Raw genomic sequence first — 17,255 nt, 5'->3', positions numbered from 1 at the left:
TGTGACAGAATCCGCTGGCGCCGCCGTCTACCCCCAGGGCATCAAGCTGGGGGTAGACGTGGGCACCGTCCGCGTGGGCGTCGCCATCTGCGACCGGGACGAGATCCTCGCCACTCCGCACAAGACCCTGGACCGCAACGTCAAAAAGAATTCCGACGTTCGTATCATCGCGTCACTCGCCGGGGAACTGGGCGCCGTCCAGGTCTTCGTGGGGCTGCCACGCACCATGAAGGGCGAGGAACACGCCTCTGCCAGGATGGCCACCGTCTACGCCGAACTGCTGGTTGCGGAGTTTGTTGCCCGGGAAATGGACGTTCCCGTCAACCTGGTGGACGAGCGCCTGAGCAGTGTTACGGCGCACCGTAACCTGCACGAAGCTGGCATGAGCAGCAGGAACCACCGTAAAGTAGTGGATCAGGTCGCAGCGGCAGGTATCCTCCAGCACGCCATCGACATGCAAAAAGCGAGGGGAACGGACGTTGGCAGCCGCGTGACTGCGCCGCCCCGTACTCGGCCGTCCGGAGCAGGTTCGGCAGTTCAGCCCGAGCATGCAGCCCCGGAAGGTACGTCCCGATCTCAGAACACGGAAGGCTACAGTGAGCCCGTCCAATAACGACGACGCCTCAGGCGCCACGAGCAACGATGGCGCCAGGCCGCTGACCCGCAAAGAGCTCCGCGCCCTGGAGAAGCACACGGGAAGCAGCGATGTGGTTCCCGAACAGGCCTACGAGACGGGGCAGGATGCGGCTGCACCTGCCACGGCTCCTGTTTCCGAAGCTGCAACCACTCCGGAGCCTGCCCCTGAGCCGGAGCCCCAGCCTGCGCCGGTCCACGCCCCCGAGCCCGAGCCGCAGCCGGCTGTTCCTACAGTGCCGGATACGCCGCCTTCCATCCATGACGCCGGTCCGATCGCAGACCACCATCCGGTTGACGCCCAGGTTCATGAAGACCACCCCGGAGACCAGCACTTTTATGAAGCGCACGACGCCGGGCACCACTACGCTGACGAAGAACACCACGATGCAGGCCACCTGGATGATCACCATGTCGATGGCCACTATCCAGATGATCACCATGCCGACTCCGGCCTGTTCGCCGGCGCAGCAGCGGGTTCCGTAGTGGCAAAGCCCTCCAAGAAGGTGCGGCGCCGCCGTCGCCTCTTGGCACTGTTCCTGACGCTCGTCGTTTTCGTGGCAGCGATCGCCGTGGGCGCGCAGTTCCTGAAACCCCTGCTGGGAAGCGATAAAGCTGCCGATTACCCCGGCCCCGGTTCTGGCGAAGTCGTAGTTTCGGTCCAGCCAGGTGAAGGTACGCGCTCCGTGGCCAGCAAACTGGAAACCGGTAAAGTCGTGGCCAACGCTGACACTTTCCTGCAGGTGTTTACTTCTTCCGGCGGAACGCTGGCGCCGGGGGAGTACACGTTCAAGATGGAAATGAAAAACGCCGACGCCGTCAGCGTCCTGCTCGGCACCGACAAGAGCAAAGTCATCTACTTCGCCTTGAGTGCCGGTCTCAGGGTGGGCGAGTCGCTGCAGGCCATCTCGGAGGGCTCCGGCGTGTCGCTGCAGCAACTGAAGGAGCTCAGTAACGCTCCCGCGCAGTTTGGGCTCCCGGCCAACGCGAAAAACCTTGAGGGCTACCTCGCTCCGGGGGAGTACCGCTTCCCGCTCGGCACACCGGCCAAGGACATCCTGCAGTCGCTGGTGAAGGCGACCACGGACGAACTTGTGGCACAGGGCATCACCGATCCGGCGAAGCAGTATGAAGCTGTGATCGTGGCGAGCATTGTCCAGGCTGAAGGCGGACAGGCTGAATACGGGGACGTTGCCGGGGCCATCTACAACCGCCTCAAGCCGAATGACCAGACGTCCGGCTTCCTGCAAGTGGATTCAGCTGTGACGTATGGACTGGGCACCAAGAGCTTCAATTTCACCGATGAAGAGCGCAAGGACAAGTCCAACCTGTACAACACGTACGCCAATCCAGGCCTGCCGCCGGGTCCCATCGGCTCACCGGGTAAGACCGCCATCGATGCGGCGGCCAAGCCCAAAACGAACGACTACCTGTACTGGGTAACCATCAACCTGGACACTAAAGAGACAAAGTTCTCCAAGACACTCGACGAACACAACGTCTACGTCAGCCAGTACAACACCTGGTGCCAGGCCAACGTGGGCCGCTGCACATGAGCCTCCGGGCCGCCGTCCTGGGCCATCCGATCAGCCACTCCAAGTCACCGGCCCTGCACCTGGCGGCCTACCGCAAACTCGGGATGGACATCGGCTACACGGCCCTGGACCTGACCGAGCAGGCGCTGCCCGCGTTTATGGAACAGGTCAGGACGCAGCAGGGCTGGCGTGGACTCTCAGTGACCATGCCCCTGAAATCAGGCATGGTTGCCGAAGTGGACGAAGTCCGCGGCGTGGCACGGACGCTGGGCGTGGTCAACACAGTCGCCTTCGAGGAAGACCTCGGCTCCGTCAGGCGCATCGGATATAACACCGACGTCGCCGGCATCGTCAACGCTGTCCGCAACGCCGGGGTGCCGGCCAGCCCCGCAGCCGTCGTCCTCGGCGGAGGCGGTACAGCCGCAGCCGCGGTGGCCGCGCTGAAGGATCTTGGCACGCAGCACGCGCAGGTGTTCGTCCGGGATACGTCCCGGGCCGAGGAAGCACGCGCCGCCGCGGCCGGCGTTGGCCTTTCCCTTGTTGTCCGGCCGCTGACTGAAGCGGCAGTGCCCACGGCAAGTGCCGACGTCGTAATTTCTACGCTGCCGCCGCGCGCCGCGGACGGGCTGGCGGCCGAGATCGCCGCGTTGGGAACCGGAACGCCCGGTGTCCTCCTGGATGTGGCCTACGATCCGTGGCCCAGCCGGATCGCCTCAGTGTGGCAGTCCGGCGGCGGCGCCGTGGTGCCCGGACTCGAAATGTTGTTGTACCAGGCAGTGGAGCAGGTACGCTTGTTCACCGGCTGCGGTGACGACGTTAATGCGTCTGTCATAGATGTGATGTGCGACTCAGTCGGCCTTCCCCGACGGGCGTTCTGACCGCCATACGTGGCAGGATGGAAATTATGTTGCGTTGGTTGACTGCCGGTGAATCCCATGGTCCGGCCCTGATGGGAATTATTGAAGGCGTCCCCGCCGGTGTTGAACTCACCAGCGGGCAGATCGCCGATTCATTGGCACGCCGCCGCCTTGGCTACGGCCGGGGCGCACGTATGAAATTTGAACAGGACGTCGTGACCATCCTCGGCGGCGTCCGCCACGGCCTGACCCAGGGCGGTCCGGTGGCCATCCAGGTCGCCAACACCGAATGGCCCAAATGGGAGCAGATCATGGCTGCCGATCCGGTGGATCCGGAAATCCTGGCGGACCAGGCCCGCAACGCGCCCCTGACCCGGCCCCGTCCGGGGCACGCCGACTTCACCGGCATGCAGAAGTACGGGTTCTCCGAAGCCCGGCCCGTCCTGGAACGCGCCAGCGCCCGGGAGACGGCCACCCGCGTTGCCATGGGCACCGTCGCGTCCCAGTTCCTCAAGGCGCTCGGCATCGAACTGGTCAGCCACACCGTCTCCATCGCCAGCGTGACCGTGCCCGAGGGCCGTCCGCTGCCCGTTCCGGCCAACGTGATTGCGCTCGACGCCGATCCCTTGCGCTGCTTCGACCGCGAGACCTCCAATGCCATGGTCGCCGAAGTAGACGCGGCCCACAAAGAAGGCGAAACCCTTGGCGGCGTGGTGGAAGTGCTCGCCTACGGCCTCCCGCCGGGACTGGGCAGCTACGTCCACTGGGACCGCAGGCTCGACTCCCGGCTGGCCGCCGCCCTCATGGGCATCCAGGCGATCAAGGGCGTGGAAGTCGGCGACGGTTTCCTGACCGCCGCACGCCGCGGCTCCGCAGCCCACGACGAAATCGTCAAGGACGCCGACGGCAAGATCATCCGTACCAGCAACCGGGCCGGCGGCATTGAAGGCGGCATGAGCATCGGCGACGTCCTGCGCGTGCGTGCAGCAATGAAGCCCATCGCCACGGTTCCCCGCGCCCTGCGTACGGTTGACGTCAGCACGGGTGAGCCTGCGAAGGCGCACCACCAGCGCTCGGACGTCTGTGCCGTGCCCGCCGCCGGTGTTGTGGCTGAGGCGATGGTGGCCCTGGTCCTGGCCGAGGCTGTCACCGAAAAGTTTGGCGGTGACTCCGTGGCGGAGACCGCCCGCAACATCAAGGGTTACCTGGACAACATTCCGGCATCCCTGGACTCGATCGGCCACTAGTGCCCGGGAGCCGTAAGGCCGGTGTGCCTGGCAGCCGGCCCATTGTCCTCATCGGACCCATGGCGGTGGGAAAGTCCGCGATCGGCCACGAGCTGGCCAAGCTGCTGGACGTGCGGTTTGTCGATACGGACAACCTGATCGTGGACGCCCATGGCAGTATCGCGTCCATCTTTGCGGGCCGCGGCGAGCACGCATTCCGGGAGATTGAGGCCCGGACCGTGGCCAGCGCGGTGGAACATGCAGAAGGCTCGGCCAGCGTGATATCCCTGGGTGGCGGTGCAGTGCTGGATTCCGGCACGCAGCAGCTCCTGGGCCGCTGCACCGTGGTGTACCTCGAATGTGATGAGGAAACCGTGGCCGTCCGTATTGCCCGGAATTCGGGCCGGCCGCTGCTCGCCGGCGATGCCATGGCCCGATGGTCAGCACTCTTTGTTACCAGGAAACCCGTTTACGAACGGCTGGCCGACCTTGTGGTGGATGTCCGCCATGGCTCGGTCAGCGAGCTGGGACACCGGCTCGAAGTTGCGCTGCGTGACTACGCGGCCGCCAAACAGGAAGTTGAAAATTGAGCGTTGATTCAACAGTCATCAAGGTCACCGGCGAATCCGCCGGGCAGAATTACGACGTCGTAGTTGGCCGCGGTCTCCTGGGGAACCTTCCGGCGCTGTTGGGGGAGCGGGTCCGGCGTGTGCTGGTGATCCATCCCCGTGCGCTGCGGCTCACGGGTGACACCGTCCGCGACGAACTCTCAGCAGCTGGTTTCACCTCGCTGACCGCGGAAATCCCTGACGCCGAAGAAGGCAAGCACATCCAGGTGGCCGCTTTCTGTTGGCAGGTCCTGGGCCAGAACGACTTCACGCGCTCCGACGCCATCGTGGCAGTGGGCGGCGGGGCCGTCACCGACCTGGCCGGTTTTGTGGCCGCCACTTGGCTCCGCGGCGTCAAGGTCATACACATGCCCACCAGCCTGCTGGGCATGGTGGATGCGTCCGTGGGTGGGAAAACCGGCATCAACACCGCTGAGGGCAAGAACCTGGTGGGCTCCTTCCACCCGCCGGCCGGCGTGCTGGTGGACCTGGACACGCTCAACACCTTGCCCCGGAACGAAATCATTTCCGGCATGGCTGAGGTCATTAAGTGCGGTTTCATCGCAGACCCGGCCATCCTGGACCTGATCGAAAAGGACCCGGCGGCGGCCACCGACCCCGGATCGGACGCTCTGCGCGAACTCATTGAGCGCGCCATCGCGGTAAAAGCAAAAGTCGTCTCGGAGGACCTCAAGGAATCCGGACTGCGCGAAATCCTGAACTACGGCCACACCCTGGGGCACGCCATTGAACTGGTGGAGCGTTACTCCTGGCGCCACGGCGCGGCGGTATCGGTAGGCATGATGTTTGCCGCTGAACTTGCGCGCAGCGTCGGCCGGCTCGGCGACGCCGATGCCGACCGCCACCGCAGCATCCTCGAAACCCTGGGCCTCCCGGTCACATACCGGCGGGACCGCTGGCAGGGACTGCTGGACGGCATGCGGCGGGACAAGAAATCACGCGGGGACCTCCTGCGCTTTGTGGTTCTGGACGGCATCGCGAAACCGGGCATCCTGGATGTCCCGGACACGTCACTGCTCTTCGCCGCCTACCAGGAAATCGCCTCCTGATGCAGGGCGACGTGGCAGGCACCAGCGACTGGCCCGAGGCTGGCTTCCCCGGAATTCGGATCAACCCGGAGTCCCTGCTGCCGGAGATCGTCAACGAGGATGCCTGCCGCGAGGCCCTGGCGGCGTCCACGGATCCCTCAGACCAGATCTTCGTCCTGATCGTGGAGGGCCATGCTGCGGAGGCGGCCGAACTGCTCGCGGAGGCCCGCTTCAAGGACCCTGAGTCCTTCCGCCTCCGCACGTTCGAGGCTGAGGTGCTGCGCGTCTCGCACCGCACGGACCGTGCCCTTGACCTGTTCCGCCAGCTGCTTGCGGAGTTCCACGGAACTGACCGTGAAGCCTTGGTCCTGCAACACCTGGGCAAAACCCAATACGCCGCCGGACACACGTCCGCCGCGGTGGAAGCCTTTTCCCGTGCGCTGGACCTTCGGGTCGCGCAATCGGCTGATGCCGCACAGATTTACTCGTCCACAGTGGCGCTGCAGCGGGCCCGCGACGTCCTGGATCTTGCCTGCTGACAGGCTTGTAACGTTGCGGGTGGCCAGCCGGTGAGGCCCGGACACAAGCCGCCCTGGTTTTACCGGTAGAATAGTTCTTGGATTTTTGATAAACACGCGCTGGCGGGCCGTTCGGCATGCCTGGCCGGCATAGAACGTCTGACAACTGACCAGACAGATAGAAACCAGAGGATACCAGTGGCAACCACTAACGACATCAAGAACGGAACGGTCCTTAAGCTCGAGGGCCAGCTCTGGAACATCATTGAATTCCAGCACGTCAAGCCCGGCAAAGGTGGCGCGTTTGTGCGGACCAAGATGCGGAACGTGATGTCCGGCAAAGTTGTAGACAAGACGTTCAACGCCGGCCTTAAGATCGAGACCGCCACGGTTGACCGCCGCGACTACCAGTACCTGTACCAGGACGGCGCCGACTTCGTGTTTATGGACACCTCGGACTTCGACCAGCTCACCGTCTCCGGTGCCACTGTTGGCGACGCCACCAACTTCATGCTGGAGAACCAGATGGTGAACATCGCCATCCACGAAGGCAACCCGCTGTACATCGAGCTTCCGCCCAGCGTTGTCCTGGAAATCACCTACACCGAGCCTGGCCTGCAGGGCGACCGCTCGTCCGCCGGCACCAAGCCCGCAACCCTCGAAACGGGCTACGAGATCCAGGTTCCGCTGTTCGTCGAGAACAACACCAAGGTCAAGGTCGACACCCGCGACGGCAGCTACCTTGGCCGGGTCAGCGAGTAGTGAGCGCACGCGGTAAGGCCCGTAACAGGGCACTGGACGTTCTCTTCGAAGCTGAGCAGCGCTCGGTTTCCGCTTTTGACGTACTCAGGTCCCGGCGCGAACTGACGGACCAGATCGTGAACCCGTACACCCTGGAAATCGTGGAGGGCGTCGTCTCGCAGCAGACCGCCATCGACGAATTCCTCGAGACCTATTCCCAGGGCTGGACCCTGGAACGTATGCCTTCGGTGGACCGCATCATCCTGCGGATCGGCACCTGGGAACTGTTGTACAACGATGACGTTCCCGACGGCGTCGCGGTCAGTGAGGCGGTCGCGCTGTCCAAGACGCTCTCAACAGATGAATCGCCGTCGTTCATTAACGGCCTCCTCGGCCGGCTCCAGCAACTGAAGCCTTCGCTGCTCGCCTGAGCTGTTTCGCCCGGGCCACGAGTCCGTGCACAGCGTCATCAAGAGCCCCGACCAGGTCCGCCTGGCCGGGGCTCTTTGCGTCCCGGAAACGACCGCTGACGGGCGCTTCCTATAGGATCTGAATATGCAAAACGCGTCCCAGGGCCCCCGTGCCGGCAGCACTCCAAATGACCAGACCGGCCCCCGCAGGACTGGCCGGGCGGTCAGCCGCGAAGTGCTGGCGGACCACGTTTATGCGGAGCTCCTGGCATCCCTGATGGATGGCCGGCTGGCGCCCGGCGCCGTGGTCAGTATTGACGGGACGGCCCGCGAACTGGACGTTTCGCCCACCCCTGTCCGCGAGGCCCTGGCGCGGCTTGAGCATACAGGGATGGTCCGGAGGGTGGCGTTGAAAGGCTACCGCGTGGCTCCCGTTTTCACCCGGGAGGATTTTGCGGAGCTGATGGAGGCGCGGCTGGCAATCGAGCCCGTCAACGCACGGCTTGCCTGTGAACGCATCAACCAGCATGGCCTGGCCGAGCTCGAACAGGCCGTTGAGGACTTGAAATCCGCGCCGCGGGGGCCGTCGTTTGCCGAGTTCAAGGACTATCTCGAAGCGGACGAGCGGTTCCACCAACTGATTGCGCGGCAGACCGGAAACCAGTTTATGGAGGCTGCTTACGCGGCCCTCGGGGGACAGGTCCAACGGTTCAGGCTCTTCGGCGGCGTGGGCATTACGGATGCCGAGCACGCCATCGCGGAACACCAGGCAGTACTTGACGCCGTTACCACCGGGGACCCGGACAAAGCAGCGGCAGCCATGGCGGACCATATCCGCAAGGTCCGTTCCCGGGCCATTGCCGACGCCCCGGAGAGCTAATCACGGCCCGATGTAGGTAGCGGTAGGGTAGGACCCCGCCAGGATGTGATCTTGACAACTTCTTTTTGATAGTAGATCCTATAGGAAAGAGGATTACGAAGGAGTGAAGCATCGTGGCTTACACAGCTGAGAATTGGCCCATCACCGCAGCACTGCTGCAGTTTCCGGGAACAGACGTCAAGGGCACGCAGATCAACGACGCCGACGCGTGCAGCTGGGCGGAAGTCCTGACCGAGGTGAAGGAAGCCGGCTTTGCCAACGCTGACCTGACGGACAGCTGGGTCCGTCCCGGCGATCTGGGCAAGGAGCGGCTCGCCGAGTTCAAGCAGACCGCAGCGAACGTGGGCATCGGGATCCCGGTCATTTCCGCCATCCGCCGCAGCGTGATCCACGAGACGGACTGGGCAGACAATCTCGCCTACAGCCACCGGACCATTGACGCAGCTGCCGAACTCGGCTGCGAAGTTGTCTCCTTCGGACTGCACCAGGCCATTACACCGGAGCAGCAGAAGCAGCTCTGGTTCTGGACCGTTGAGGGATACAAGGACCCGGTCGGGGACAAGGAAACGTGGGGCAAGGCAGTCTCGCGCATCCGGGAACTTGGCAAACACGCAGCAGACGCCGGCGTCCTGCTGTCCCTGGAGATGTACGAGGATACCTACCTCGGCACTGCGGACTCCTCGGTGCAGCTGGTGCAGGACATCGGCCTGGCCAACGTTGGGCTCAACCCGGACCTCGGCAACCTGATCCGCCTGCACCGGCCCATCGAGGACTGGCGCGAAATGGTAGCCAAGACCATGCCGTACTCCAACTACTGGCACATGAAGAACTACATCCGGGATGAGGACGTGGCGCGCGACAGCTACATCACCATGCCCGCCCCGATGGAGAGCGGCCTCATCAACTACCGCGAAGCCTTCAAGGTTGCACTTGCCGCCGGCTACCAGGGCATCATCTGTGCCGAGCACTACGGCGGAGACGGCCTCAGCGTCACGGCCCGCAACCAGGAATACCTCCGCCGCCATGTCCTGCCAAAGAAGGACGGCTACGCCCTGGGCCAGAGCCAGGTGTCCCAGGGGCGGCAGCAGCCCGCCGCGGAACTCGCAGGAGTGTAGGAACAGCCATGACCCGGATTTTCGACAATCCCGCTGATTTTGCGGATGAGGCGCTCGACGGCTTTGTCGCTGCCAACCGCGGCTACGTTGCCCGTGTCAACGGCGGTGTAGTCCGCTCGACCGAGGTGCCCGCCGGCCAGGTCGCACTTGTCGTCGGAGGCGGCTCCGGACACTATCCGGCTTTCGCCGGCCTGGTGGGGCCAGGGTTGGCAACTGCCTCCGCCTGCGGAAACATGTTCGCTTCACCGGCCGCCGGGCAGGTCTACCGCGTGGCCAAAGCGGCAAACGCCGGCGGGGGAGTGCTGCTGAGCTACGGCAACTACGCGGGCGACGTCCTTCATTTTGGCCAGGCGCAGCTTCGCCTGAACGCCGAGGGAATCGAGACCCGCACGGTGACCGTCACGGACGACATCGCCAGCGCACCAACGGACCAGATCGGGAAGCGTCGTGGCATCGCCGGCGACCTCACGGTGTTCAAGATTGCCGGTGCCGCAGCCGAGGCAGGCCTGAGCCTGGACGAGGTGGAACGGCTCGCCATCAAGGCCAACGACCGCACGCGTTCCCTGGGCGTGGCCTTCGACGGCTGCACCCTGCCCGGCGCCGCCGAACCGCTCTTCCATGTGCCCGCAGGCCAGATGTCCCTGGGCCTGGGCATCCACGGGGAACCGGGCATCTCGGAACATCCCATGCCCACGGCCTCCGAACTCGCCGACCTGCTGGTCTTGCGACTCCTCGCGGACACCCCGGTTCACCGCGGAAACCGGGTGGTGGCCATCGTCAACGGCCTGGGTACCGTCAAGTACGACGAACTCTTCCTCCTGTTCGGCAAGATCGAAAAGCTGCTCACCGCGGCCGGTCTGACCGTGGTGGAACCGGAATGCGGCGAGCTGGTCACGAGCCTGGACATGTCCGGGCTTTCCCTCACGCTGCTTTGGCTGGATGAGGAACTCGAACAGTACTGGGCCGCCCCCGCAGACTCACCGGCCTACCGCAAGGGCAACCTTGCCCCGCGTGCCCGCCGCGAGGCGGCACGGCCGGAAGAGCGTGAGGCAGCCGAGGCGGAAACAGCATCGCTGGCCTCCGCCGGCCTGGGCCGCAACGCAGCCGCCGTCCTAGCGCAGGTTCGGGACGTCGTGGTCGAACACGAAGAAGAACTCGGCAAGCTGGACGCCATTGCCGGCGACGGCGACCACGGCATCGGTATGCGCCGGGGTGTGGAAGCAGCAGTCGACGCCGCCGCGCAGGCCGCAACGGCCGGCGCTTCGGTGGGACGGGTGCTTGAAGCCGCCGGCGAGGCCTGGAGCGAACGGGCCGGCGGAACCTCAGGCGCACTGTGGGGATCTGCGGTCATCGCGTCAGGGCTGGCCATGGGCAACCGGGAAACCTACGGCGACGAGGACGCGGTTGCCGCCGTGACCGCTTTCGTGGGCGCCATTACGGAGCTTGGCAAGGCCGAGCCGGGCGACAAGACCATGGTGGACGCGCTCCTGCCGTTCCGGGATGCCTTCCTCCGGGAGTTCGACGGCGGCACCACCCTGGCAGGGTCTCTCACCGCGGCCGCCGTCGCCGCCCGGGCGGCGGCCGCGAAGACAGCGGAACTGCGCCCGCTCAAGGGCCGAGCCCGTCCGCTGGCCGAAAAGAGCCTGGGGCACCCCGACCCCGGCGCGGTCTCCTTTGGACTGATCGCCGAACGGATTGCCGCATACATCCACACCGGGCTTGCGGAGCCCGGCTCCACGGGGCTGGCCCATTCTGAACTGGCCTCCACGGCCGGAATAGGAGCAACGACATGAACACCCACGCAGGTTGGCGCATCGTCATCGGCAACGATGAGGCCGGCGTCGAATACAAGGAAGCACTGAAGGCGCTGCTCACGGCAGACAGCCGCGTCGCTTCGGTGCTGGACATCGGCGTTGGGGCCAACGATGCCACCGCCTACCCGCACGTCGCGGTCAAGGCCGCCCGCAAGGTGGCGGACGGGGAAGTGGACCGTGCACTCCTCATCTGCGGAACGGGACTGGGCGTGGCCATCGCGGCCAACAAGGTCCCCGGAATCCGGGCCGTGACGGCCCACGACAGCTACTCCGTGGAACGCTCTGTCCTCAGCAACAACGCCCAGGTCCTCACTCTTGGCCAGCGGGTCATCGGACTGGAGCTCGCCAAGAAGCTCGTGGCCGAGTGGCTCGAGCACCGCTTTGATCAAAGTTCCGCGTCCGCCGGCAAGGTCGACGCCATCTGCTCCTATGAGCCCGAATACACGAAGGCAGTCTGATCATGACCACAACTTCTAACAGCTCACGCAAGATCGCCGTCGTCGGATCCGGCTACATGGGCGGCGGCATTGCCCAGGTCCTGGCACTGGGCGGAGCCCGCGTTGCCCTGGCCGATGTCTCCGCCGAGGTGGCACAGAACAACTATGAGCGGCTGCTGGCCGAATCGGACCAGTTCGTGGCCGACGGCCTGTTTCCGGCAGGCTCCACGGAAATCCTCAAGCAGAATCTGTGGGCAGCCAAGGACATCGAGGAAGCCGTAGCGGATGCCGACTTCATCGAAGAAGCCGTGCCGGAAGTCATCGCCATCAAGCACCAGACGCTGGCACGGATCAGCGCCGCCGCCCGGCCGGACGCCATCATCGGCTCCAACACGTCAACCATCTCCATCGCGGAGCTGTCCGAGCCGGTCGCCAACCCGGAGCGGTTCCTGGGCGTCCACTTCTCCAACCCGTCCCCGTTCATCCCTGGCGTGGAGATCATCCCGCATGCAGGCACTTCGGCCGCCACCATCGGTGCCGTCCGGGATCTCGTCCATGCCGCCAACAAGCAGACCGCGGTGGTGAAGGACGTCACCGGATTCGTCCTGAACCGCCTGCAGTACGCCCTCTTCCACGAGGCTGCACAGCTCGTGGAGCAGGGAATCGCGACGGCTGAGGACGTGGACACCCTGGTCCGCACCACCTTCGGCTTCCGCCTGCCGTTCTTCGGTCCGTTCGCCATCGCAGACATGGCCGGCCTGGACGTCTACAACTTCTGCTACAAGTCCCTGCAGACCGAATTCCCGGAACGCTTCGCCACGCCCAAGATCCTCACCGACCTCGTGGAGGCGGGCAAACTCGGCACCAAGACCGGCGCGGGCTTCCTCAACGTCCCGGCCGAACGCACCCCGGAACTCATCGCCTACCGCAACAGGGCGTACGTGGCCATGCAGAAGCTCATCGACGAGCTCGGCCCGGCCCCCATCAACTAAGGAGCATTTCCATGACCATTTTCCCCACAGAACGCACGGCCATCATCACTGGCGCCGTCTCCGAACGCGGTATCGGCCGCGCCACCGCCGGCTACCTTGCCGCCCAGGGCTGGAACATCGGCATCATCGACCTGGATGACGCCCAGTCCCAGGCCACCGCCAAGGAAATCGCCGCCCAGCACGGCGTGAAAGCCCACGGCGTCGGCGCCAACATCGGCGACGAAGCCTCCGTCCGCGCAGCGATCGATTCGATCGAGGCTGAGCTGCCGCAGGTCGTCGCGCTGGCCAACGTGGCCGGCGTCAGCTCACCTGTCCCGTACCTTGAACTGGACGCCGCCGAATGGGACCGCGTTATGAGCATCAACCTCAACGGGGTCCATTACGCCACCCGCCGCGTCGCCGAATCCATGGCGAAGAACCGGATCGGACGCATCGTGAACATCTCGTCCGTCTCCGCGCAGCGCGGCGGCGGCACCTTCTCCAAGACGCCGTACTCCGCGGCCAAGGCAGGGGTCATCGGCCTGACCCGCGCCACCGCCCGCGAACTGGGGGAGTACGACATCACGGTCAACGCCATTTCCCCCGGCCCCATCGACACGGACATCATGGGCGGCACCCTCAGCCAGGAACGCAAAGACGAACTCACCAAGGACCTCGTGGTCAACCGCGTCGGTTCCACCCGCGACATCGCAGCAGCCATCGCCTTCCTCATCAGCGAGGACGCCGGGTACATCTCCGGCCAGACGCTGAACGTGGATGGCGGACTCTACATGCACTAGGAAGGACCACCATGGGCACCTGGACCAAGGAACGCAGGATTTACCTGGCCGTGGGCGTGATCGCCTGCCTGATCGGCGCAGCGCTCATCGCATTCTCGCTCTGACCGCTCCAACAGCTTCCACTGATTTGCTCACCTACTTACTCAACGAGGAGTTTGAATGACTGTCACCACCGGGACAAATGCCACCAAGGAGTTACTGGATTCGCCGGTCCTCAAATCGGCGATCTCCAAGGCCTCCTTCCGGCTGATGCCCATGCTTGTCATCCTGTACGTCGTGGCGTTCCTGGACCGCACCAACGTGGGCTTCGCCGAGGCGGCACTGGAAGTGGACAGGGGCATCACCGCCGGCGCGTATGCCCTCGGTGCGGGTATCTTCTTCATCGGCTACGCACTGTTCGAGATTCCCTCCAACCTGCTGCTGACCAAGTTCGGTGCCAAGATGTGGCTCGCCCGCATCGCCATCACCTGGGGCATCGTCTCCGCCTGCTTCGCTTTCGTCCAGGGCGAGACGTCCTTCATCATCCTGCGTTTCCTGCTCGGTGTGACCGAAGCCGGCCTGTTCCCGGGCGTCATTATGTTCCTGGCCGCCTGGTTCCCCAACAAAGTCCGGGTGAAGATGTTCGCCATCTTCTACTTGGCACAGCCGTTCTCCCAGATGATGGGCGCCCCGCTGTCCGGGTGGCTCATCAACATCGGCGACCAGGTTCCCGGCGTTGCCGGCTGGCAGGTCATGTTCTTCATTGAAGGCATGCTTGCGGTACTCGCCGGTATTGCCGCCTACTTCTTCCTCATCAACTCCCCGCAGGACGCCAAATTCCTGGACAAGGACGAGAAGAAGGCGCTTCTGGACGTGATGGCCCTCGAAGAAGGGGTCAAGGAAAAGGATGGCCCCCGCGGTGTCCTCGCCGCCATGAAAAACCGCAAGGTCTGGTACTTCACCGGAATCTATTTCTGCCTCCAGATCGCCGTCTACGGCGTGACGTTCTACCTGCCGCAGCAGGTGGCCCAGCTCACCGGGCAGAAAGTGGGCATCGAAGTGGGCCTGCTGGCCGCCATCCCATGGTTCTTTGGCATCTTTGCGTGCTACTTCATCGGCAAGGCAGCGAACACCATCGTCCGCCGCCGCGTCTGGGGCACCGGGCTGTTTATCTCCACCGGCCTGTGCATCTTCGGCTCCGCCTGGGCTGGCTCCAACCACCTTCCGGTGCTGGGCATCATCTTCATCACGCTCGCGGTGTGCAGCTTCCTCTCGATCGGTCCCATCGCATGGTCATACCCGACGGCGTTCCTCACCGGAACGGCGGCCGCTGCGGGCATCGGCCTGATCAACTCGCTGGGTAACCTGGGCGGCTTCGTGGCCCCCATCCTGCGGACCACGGTCAACCAGGTCACCGCATCGGACACCGGCACCATGGGCGTCTACGCCCTCGGCGTGCTTCCGTTCGTGGCGGCCATCATGATGTATGCCACCAAGAGGTTCCGCAACAAGGCGGACGATCTGCTCGACAACAAATGACCGGACACCATGACTGAATGCAGCAGCGCCGACCACAGCGGCACCCCGGAGATCCTGTACATCGGCGTCAGCACCAAAATGTACATGGGGTACCGGGACTGCCTGGACTGGCTGGCCCGCATACAGCACGAAGTGGACTCCCGTCCGGCCCTTGCGGCCGGGCGGGTAGTCCCGTTTGTGATTCCTTCCTTCCCGGTGATTCCGGCAGCCGCCAGTGTCGTCGCAGGATCACCGCTTCTGCTTGGCGCCCAGGACTGCGGCTGGGCGGACGGGCCGTGGACAGGTGAGGTGTCGCCGTCGCTACTGGCGGAGCTGGGGGTAAGCCTCGTCGAGATCGGCCACGCCGAACGGCGCCGGCATCTCGGCGAGGACAGCACCATGATCGCCCGGAAGGTCAGGGCGGCCGACGACGCCGGCATCACGGCGCTGCTGTGCGTGGGCGAGGACACCCGCGAAACAACCGGGACCGGAGCCGATCAAGCGGCTGCGTTTGTCCATCAGCAGATCAGCGAAGCCGTCGGCGGTGACTGGTCCCTCGCATCCCGGCTGGTCATCGCGTACGAACCCGTCTGGGCGATTGGCGCAGCTGAGCCCGCCGGCGCAGGCTACGTGGCCGCCGTCGTGCGTTCACTGCGAACGTTGCTGGCTGCCCATTCGCACGAGGCAGGCAGCGCATTGGGGGAGCTGCCGGTCATCTATGGCGGATCGGCCAAGCCAGGGCTGCTGCCCACGCTCGACGGCGTCTCCGGACTTTTCCTGGGCAGGTTCGCCCACGATGCGGCGAACTTCGGCAAGTTCCTCGATGAGGCACTGTCCATATCCGCGCAGCCGAAAGCCCTCCAAGGAACGTAGCTGGCGTACGCGCCGGGTCAGCCCGCGACGGCGCCGCGCAGGGTCAGGATCCGCTGCAGCTGCTGCTGTTCCTCCATCTGGTGAACCTGGATGTCGCGGCCACTGAGGATGCGCTGCCTGATAAAGGCGAGTTGGGTGGCAGCGTGCAGGAAAGCCTTCATTTGCGGGCGGCGGTCGTAGCCCGCGGCCCACTGCAGTGCGGTACGCCTGCCGCCTGGTGTGGCCAAGAGTTCCACCTCGGCAGGGCTGAACCAGCCAGCCGCGGAATATTCCATCAGCCGTTGGCGCGTCAGCCGGTTTTCTGCGACGCGGAGCAGGATGATCCCCACAACGGCCAGCACAAAGATGGGCACCTGGATCATGATGTACTCCGCCAGGAACCCCGCGCCCATGCTGTTCCACCGGTTGTGCAGCAGCATGGCCGGAATCAGTCCGATGACAAAGGCCAACACCGAGGCCCCGGAATGCCAGCGGCGGGCTGCGAAACCCATGATGAGTCCGGTGGTTCCGGTGAAGATGGCATGGGCAAACGGGGACATCACCCCACGGAGCAGGAAGACCTGGGCCAGGTCCGTTCCCGGGTTGGCGGATTCGGCGATCGCCCGGCCAAAGTAGAGGATGTTTTCGGTGAACGCGAAGCCGCCGGCGATGGTGAAGGCAAACACCACACCGTCCACCGGCCCGTCGAAGTGTTTGCGCGCCAGCAGCAGGATCAGCAGCAGGCCCAGGGACTTGGCGAACTCCTCCACCACTGGCGCCTGGACGGTGGCCATAAACGTCCGGAAGTCAGCCACGTCGCTGAACTGGAAGGTCAGGGCGAAGAACGGCTGGATCAGCAGTGTGACGGCGATGGATACGGCCGCGCCCCAGGTGAACGCGAAGAACAGGAGCCGCTTGGGTTCCGGTTCCCACCGGTCGATCAGGTAGACGGCCAGAAGTACTGCGGACAACGGAATCAGTGACAGCACAAACCCCACCAGGAACCCGCCCACTCCGGTGTTGGCCAGCAGGAACGGCACCACCAGGAACATGCTGAGGAAGACGAGGGCGGCGCCTCCCACCGTCAGGGCCAGCAGGCCGGTGGCCCGCCTGCCTGCAAGACTTGCCGGCGGAGGCCCCAAAGGCGGTAGGGGAGCTGCGTTGGTTCCGGGCGCCGGGCGGTAGTACTCCGGTTCCACCCGGCCCATCCAACTGGGGTTGGCCTGCCTGGGGAAGGGACCTTGTGGACCGGCAGGCCCGCCGGCCTGGCCGGAACCCGGCTGATGAGGGTGCATGGACATACTGGAAGCCT

Annotated in this window: 18 protein-coding genes; 17 read left to right on the top strand and 1 reads right to left on the bottom strand. The window is 64.8% G+C overall.

Features of this window, described 5'->3' with window-relative positions; all coding sequences use genetic code 11:
- Window position 1 precedes the first annotated feature (1 nt).
- The 17 genes from ruvX (at window position 2) to ACZY0Q_RS03150 (ending at window position 15,964) form a co-directional block, all read left to right on the top strand.
- A complete protein-coding gene (gene ruvX / locus ACZY0Q_RS03230; RefSeq protein WP_463914623.1) occupies window positions 2–613 on the top strand; it encodes a Holliday junction resolvase RuvX in 612 nt (203 codons plus the stop codon).
- The gene (gene mltG / locus ACZY0Q_RS03225) at window positions 597–2,189 is read left to right on the top strand and encodes an endolytic transglycosylase MltG (protein WP_463914620.1); all 1,593 of its coding nucleotides are present in this window, start codon (window positions 597–599) and stop codon (window positions 2,187–2,189) included. The genes ruvX and mltG overlap by 17 nt, the downstream gene beginning before the upstream one ends.
- Window positions 2,186–3,046, top strand: a complete 861-nt coding sequence (locus ACZY0Q_RS03220; RefSeq protein ID WP_463914617.1) for a shikimate dehydrogenase — start codon at window positions 2,186–2,188, stop codon at window positions 3,044–3,046. The genes mltG and ACZY0Q_RS03220 overlap by 4 nt, the downstream gene beginning before the upstream one ends.
- A gap of 26 nt (window positions 3,047–3,072) precedes the next feature.
- On the top strand, window positions 3,073–4,272 hold the full coding sequence (gene aroC, locus ACZY0Q_RS03215; protein WP_463914614.1) for a chorismate synthase: 1,200 nt from the start codon (window positions 3,073–3,075) through the stop codon (window positions 4,270–4,272).
- Window positions 4,273–4,295: 23 nt separating this feature from the next.
- Window positions 4,296–4,841, top strand: a complete 546-nt coding sequence (locus ACZY0Q_RS03210; RefSeq protein ID WP_463914611.1) for a shikimate kinase — start codon at window positions 4,296–4,298, stop codon at window positions 4,839–4,841.
- Entirely contained in the window at window positions 4,838–5,929 is a 1,092-nt protein-coding gene (gene aroB / locus ACZY0Q_RS03205) for a 3-dehydroquinate synthase (protein ID WP_463914608.1), read from the top strand. Before ACZY0Q_RS03210 ends, aroB begins: the two co-directional genes overlap by 4 nt.
- A complete protein-coding gene (locus ACZY0Q_RS03200) occupies window positions 5,929–6,447 on the top strand; it encodes a tetratricopeptide repeat protein (protein WP_463914605.1) in 519 nt (172 codons plus the stop codon). Before aroB ends, ACZY0Q_RS03200 begins: the two co-directional genes overlap by 1 nt.
- A gap of 177 nt (window positions 6,448–6,624) precedes the next feature.
- The gene (gene efp, locus ACZY0Q_RS03195) at window positions 6,625–7,188 is read left to right on the top strand and encodes an elongation factor P (protein ID WP_056340266.1); all 564 of its coding nucleotides are present in this window, start codon (window positions 6,625–6,627) and stop codon (window positions 7,186–7,188) included.
- A complete protein-coding gene (gene nusB, locus ACZY0Q_RS03190) occupies window positions 7,188–7,598 on the top strand; it encodes a transcription antitermination factor NusB (RefSeq protein WP_056340263.1) in 411 nt (136 codons plus the stop codon). Before efp ends, nusB begins: the two co-directional genes overlap by 1 nt.
- A 124-nt stretch (window positions 7,599–7,722) precedes the next feature.
- A complete protein-coding gene (locus ACZY0Q_RS03185) occupies window positions 7,723–8,457 on the top strand; it encodes a GntR family transcriptional regulator (RefSeq protein ID WP_463914603.1) in 735 nt (244 codons plus the stop codon).
- A 113-nt stretch (window positions 8,458–8,570) separates the two neighbouring features.
- Complete coding sequence (locus ACZY0Q_RS03180) at window positions 8,571–9,572, top strand: sugar phosphate isomerase/epimerase family protein (protein WP_463914601.1); 1,002 nt, start codon at window positions 8,571–8,573, stop codon at window positions 9,570–9,572.
- Window positions 9,573–9,580: 8 nt separating this feature from the next.
- Window positions 9,581–11,365: a dihydroxyacetone kinase family protein gene (locus tag ACZY0Q_RS03175; RefSeq protein ID WP_463914598.1), complete on the top strand. Its 1,785-nt coding sequence runs from the start codon at window positions 9,581–9,583 to the stop codon at window positions 11,363–11,365.
- Entirely contained in the window at window positions 11,362–11,844 is a 483-nt protein-coding gene (locus ACZY0Q_RS03170) for a ribose-5-phosphate isomerase (RefSeq protein WP_463914595.1), read from the top strand. The genes ACZY0Q_RS03175 and ACZY0Q_RS03170 overlap by 4 nt, the downstream gene beginning before the upstream one ends.
- A 2-nt stretch (window positions 11,845–11,846) precedes the next feature.
- Window positions 11,847–12,815 (top strand): 3-hydroxyacyl-CoA dehydrogenase family protein, encoded by a 969-nt coding sequence (locus ACZY0Q_RS03165; protein ID WP_463914592.1) that lies wholly within the window; start codon window positions 11,847–11,849, stop codon window positions 12,813–12,815.
- Between the two features lie 11 nt (window positions 12,816–12,826).
- Complete coding sequence (locus tag ACZY0Q_RS03160) at window positions 12,827–13,594, top strand: SDR family NAD(P)-dependent oxidoreductase (RefSeq protein WP_463914590.1); 768 nt, start codon at window positions 12,827–12,829, stop codon at window positions 13,592–13,594.
- Window positions 13,595–13,753: 159 nt separating this feature from the next.
- Window positions 13,754–15,112 (top strand): MFS transporter, encoded by a 1,359-nt coding sequence (locus ACZY0Q_RS03155; protein ID WP_463914587.1) that lies wholly within the window; start codon window positions 13,754–13,756, stop codon window positions 15,110–15,112.
- Window positions 15,113–15,121: 9 nt separating this feature from the next.
- Complete coding sequence (locus ACZY0Q_RS03150; RefSeq protein WP_463914584.1) at window positions 15,122–15,964, top strand: triose-phosphate isomerase family protein; 843 nt, start codon at window positions 15,122–15,124, stop codon at window positions 15,962–15,964.
- Between the two features lie 17 nt (window positions 15,965–15,981).
- Here ACZY0Q_RS03150 and ACZY0Q_RS03145 read toward each other — a convergent pair whose 3' ends face one another.
- Window positions 15,982–17,244, bottom strand: coding sequence for a PrsW family intramembrane metalloprotease (locus tag ACZY0Q_RS03145; protein WP_463914582.1), 1,263 nt, complete (start codon window positions 17,242–17,244; stop codon window positions 15,982–15,984).
- Window positions 17,245–17,255: the final 11 nt, after the last annotated feature.

Source organism: Pseudarthrobacter lactosi (genome assembly GCF_055412785.1).
Note: the sequence above shows the minus strand (reverse complement) of the source record. Positions and strands in the feature narration are given on the sequence as shown.

What these genes read in the sequence shown, in the direction of transcription:
- ACZY0Q_RS03185 (WP_463914603.1), top strand. Translation starts at nt 7,723, where the DNA reads ATGCAAAACGCGTCCCAGGGCCCCCGTGCCGGCAGCACTCCAAATGAC.
- aroC (WP_463914614.1), top strand. Translation starts at nt 3,073, where the DNA reads ATGTTGCGTTGGTTGACTGCCGGTGAATCCCATGGTCCGGCCCTGATG.
- ACZY0Q_RS03150 (WP_463914584.1), top strand. Translation starts at nt 15,122, where the DNA reads ATGACTGAATGCAGCAGCGCCGACCACAGCGGCACCCCGGAGATCCTG.
- ACZY0Q_RS03145 (WP_463914582.1), bottom strand. Translation starts at nt 17,244, where the DNA reads ATGTCCATGCACCCTCATCAGCCGGGTTCCGGCCAGGCCGGCGGGCCT.
- ACZY0Q_RS03220 (WP_463914617.1), top strand. Translation starts at nt 2,186, where the DNA reads ATGAGCCTCCGGGCCGCCGTCCTGGGCCATCCGATCAGCCACTCCAAG.
- ACZY0Q_RS03170 (WP_463914595.1), top strand. Translation starts at nt 11,362, where the DNA reads ATGAACACCCACGCAGGTTGGCGCATCGTCATCGGCAACGATGAGGCC.
- ACZY0Q_RS03165 (WP_463914592.1), top strand. Translation starts at nt 11,847, where the DNA reads ATGACCACAACTTCTAACAGCTCACGCAAGATCGCCGTCGTCGGATCC.
- ACZY0Q_RS03175 (WP_463914598.1), top strand. Translation starts at nt 9,581, where the DNA reads ATGACCCGGATTTTCGACAATCCCGCTGATTTTGCGGATGAGGCGCTC.
- ACZY0Q_RS03155 (WP_463914587.1), top strand. Translation starts at nt 13,754, where the DNA reads ATGACTGTCACCACCGGGACAAATGCCACCAAGGAGTTACTGGATTCG.
- ACZY0Q_RS03160 (WP_463914590.1), top strand. Translation starts at nt 12,827, where the DNA reads ATGACCATTTTCCCCACAGAACGCACGGCCATCATCACTGGCGCCGTC.
- ACZY0Q_RS03200 (WP_463914605.1), top strand. Translation starts at nt 5,929, where the DNA reads ATGCAGGGCGACGTGGCAGGCACCAGCGACTGGCCCGAGGCTGGCTTC.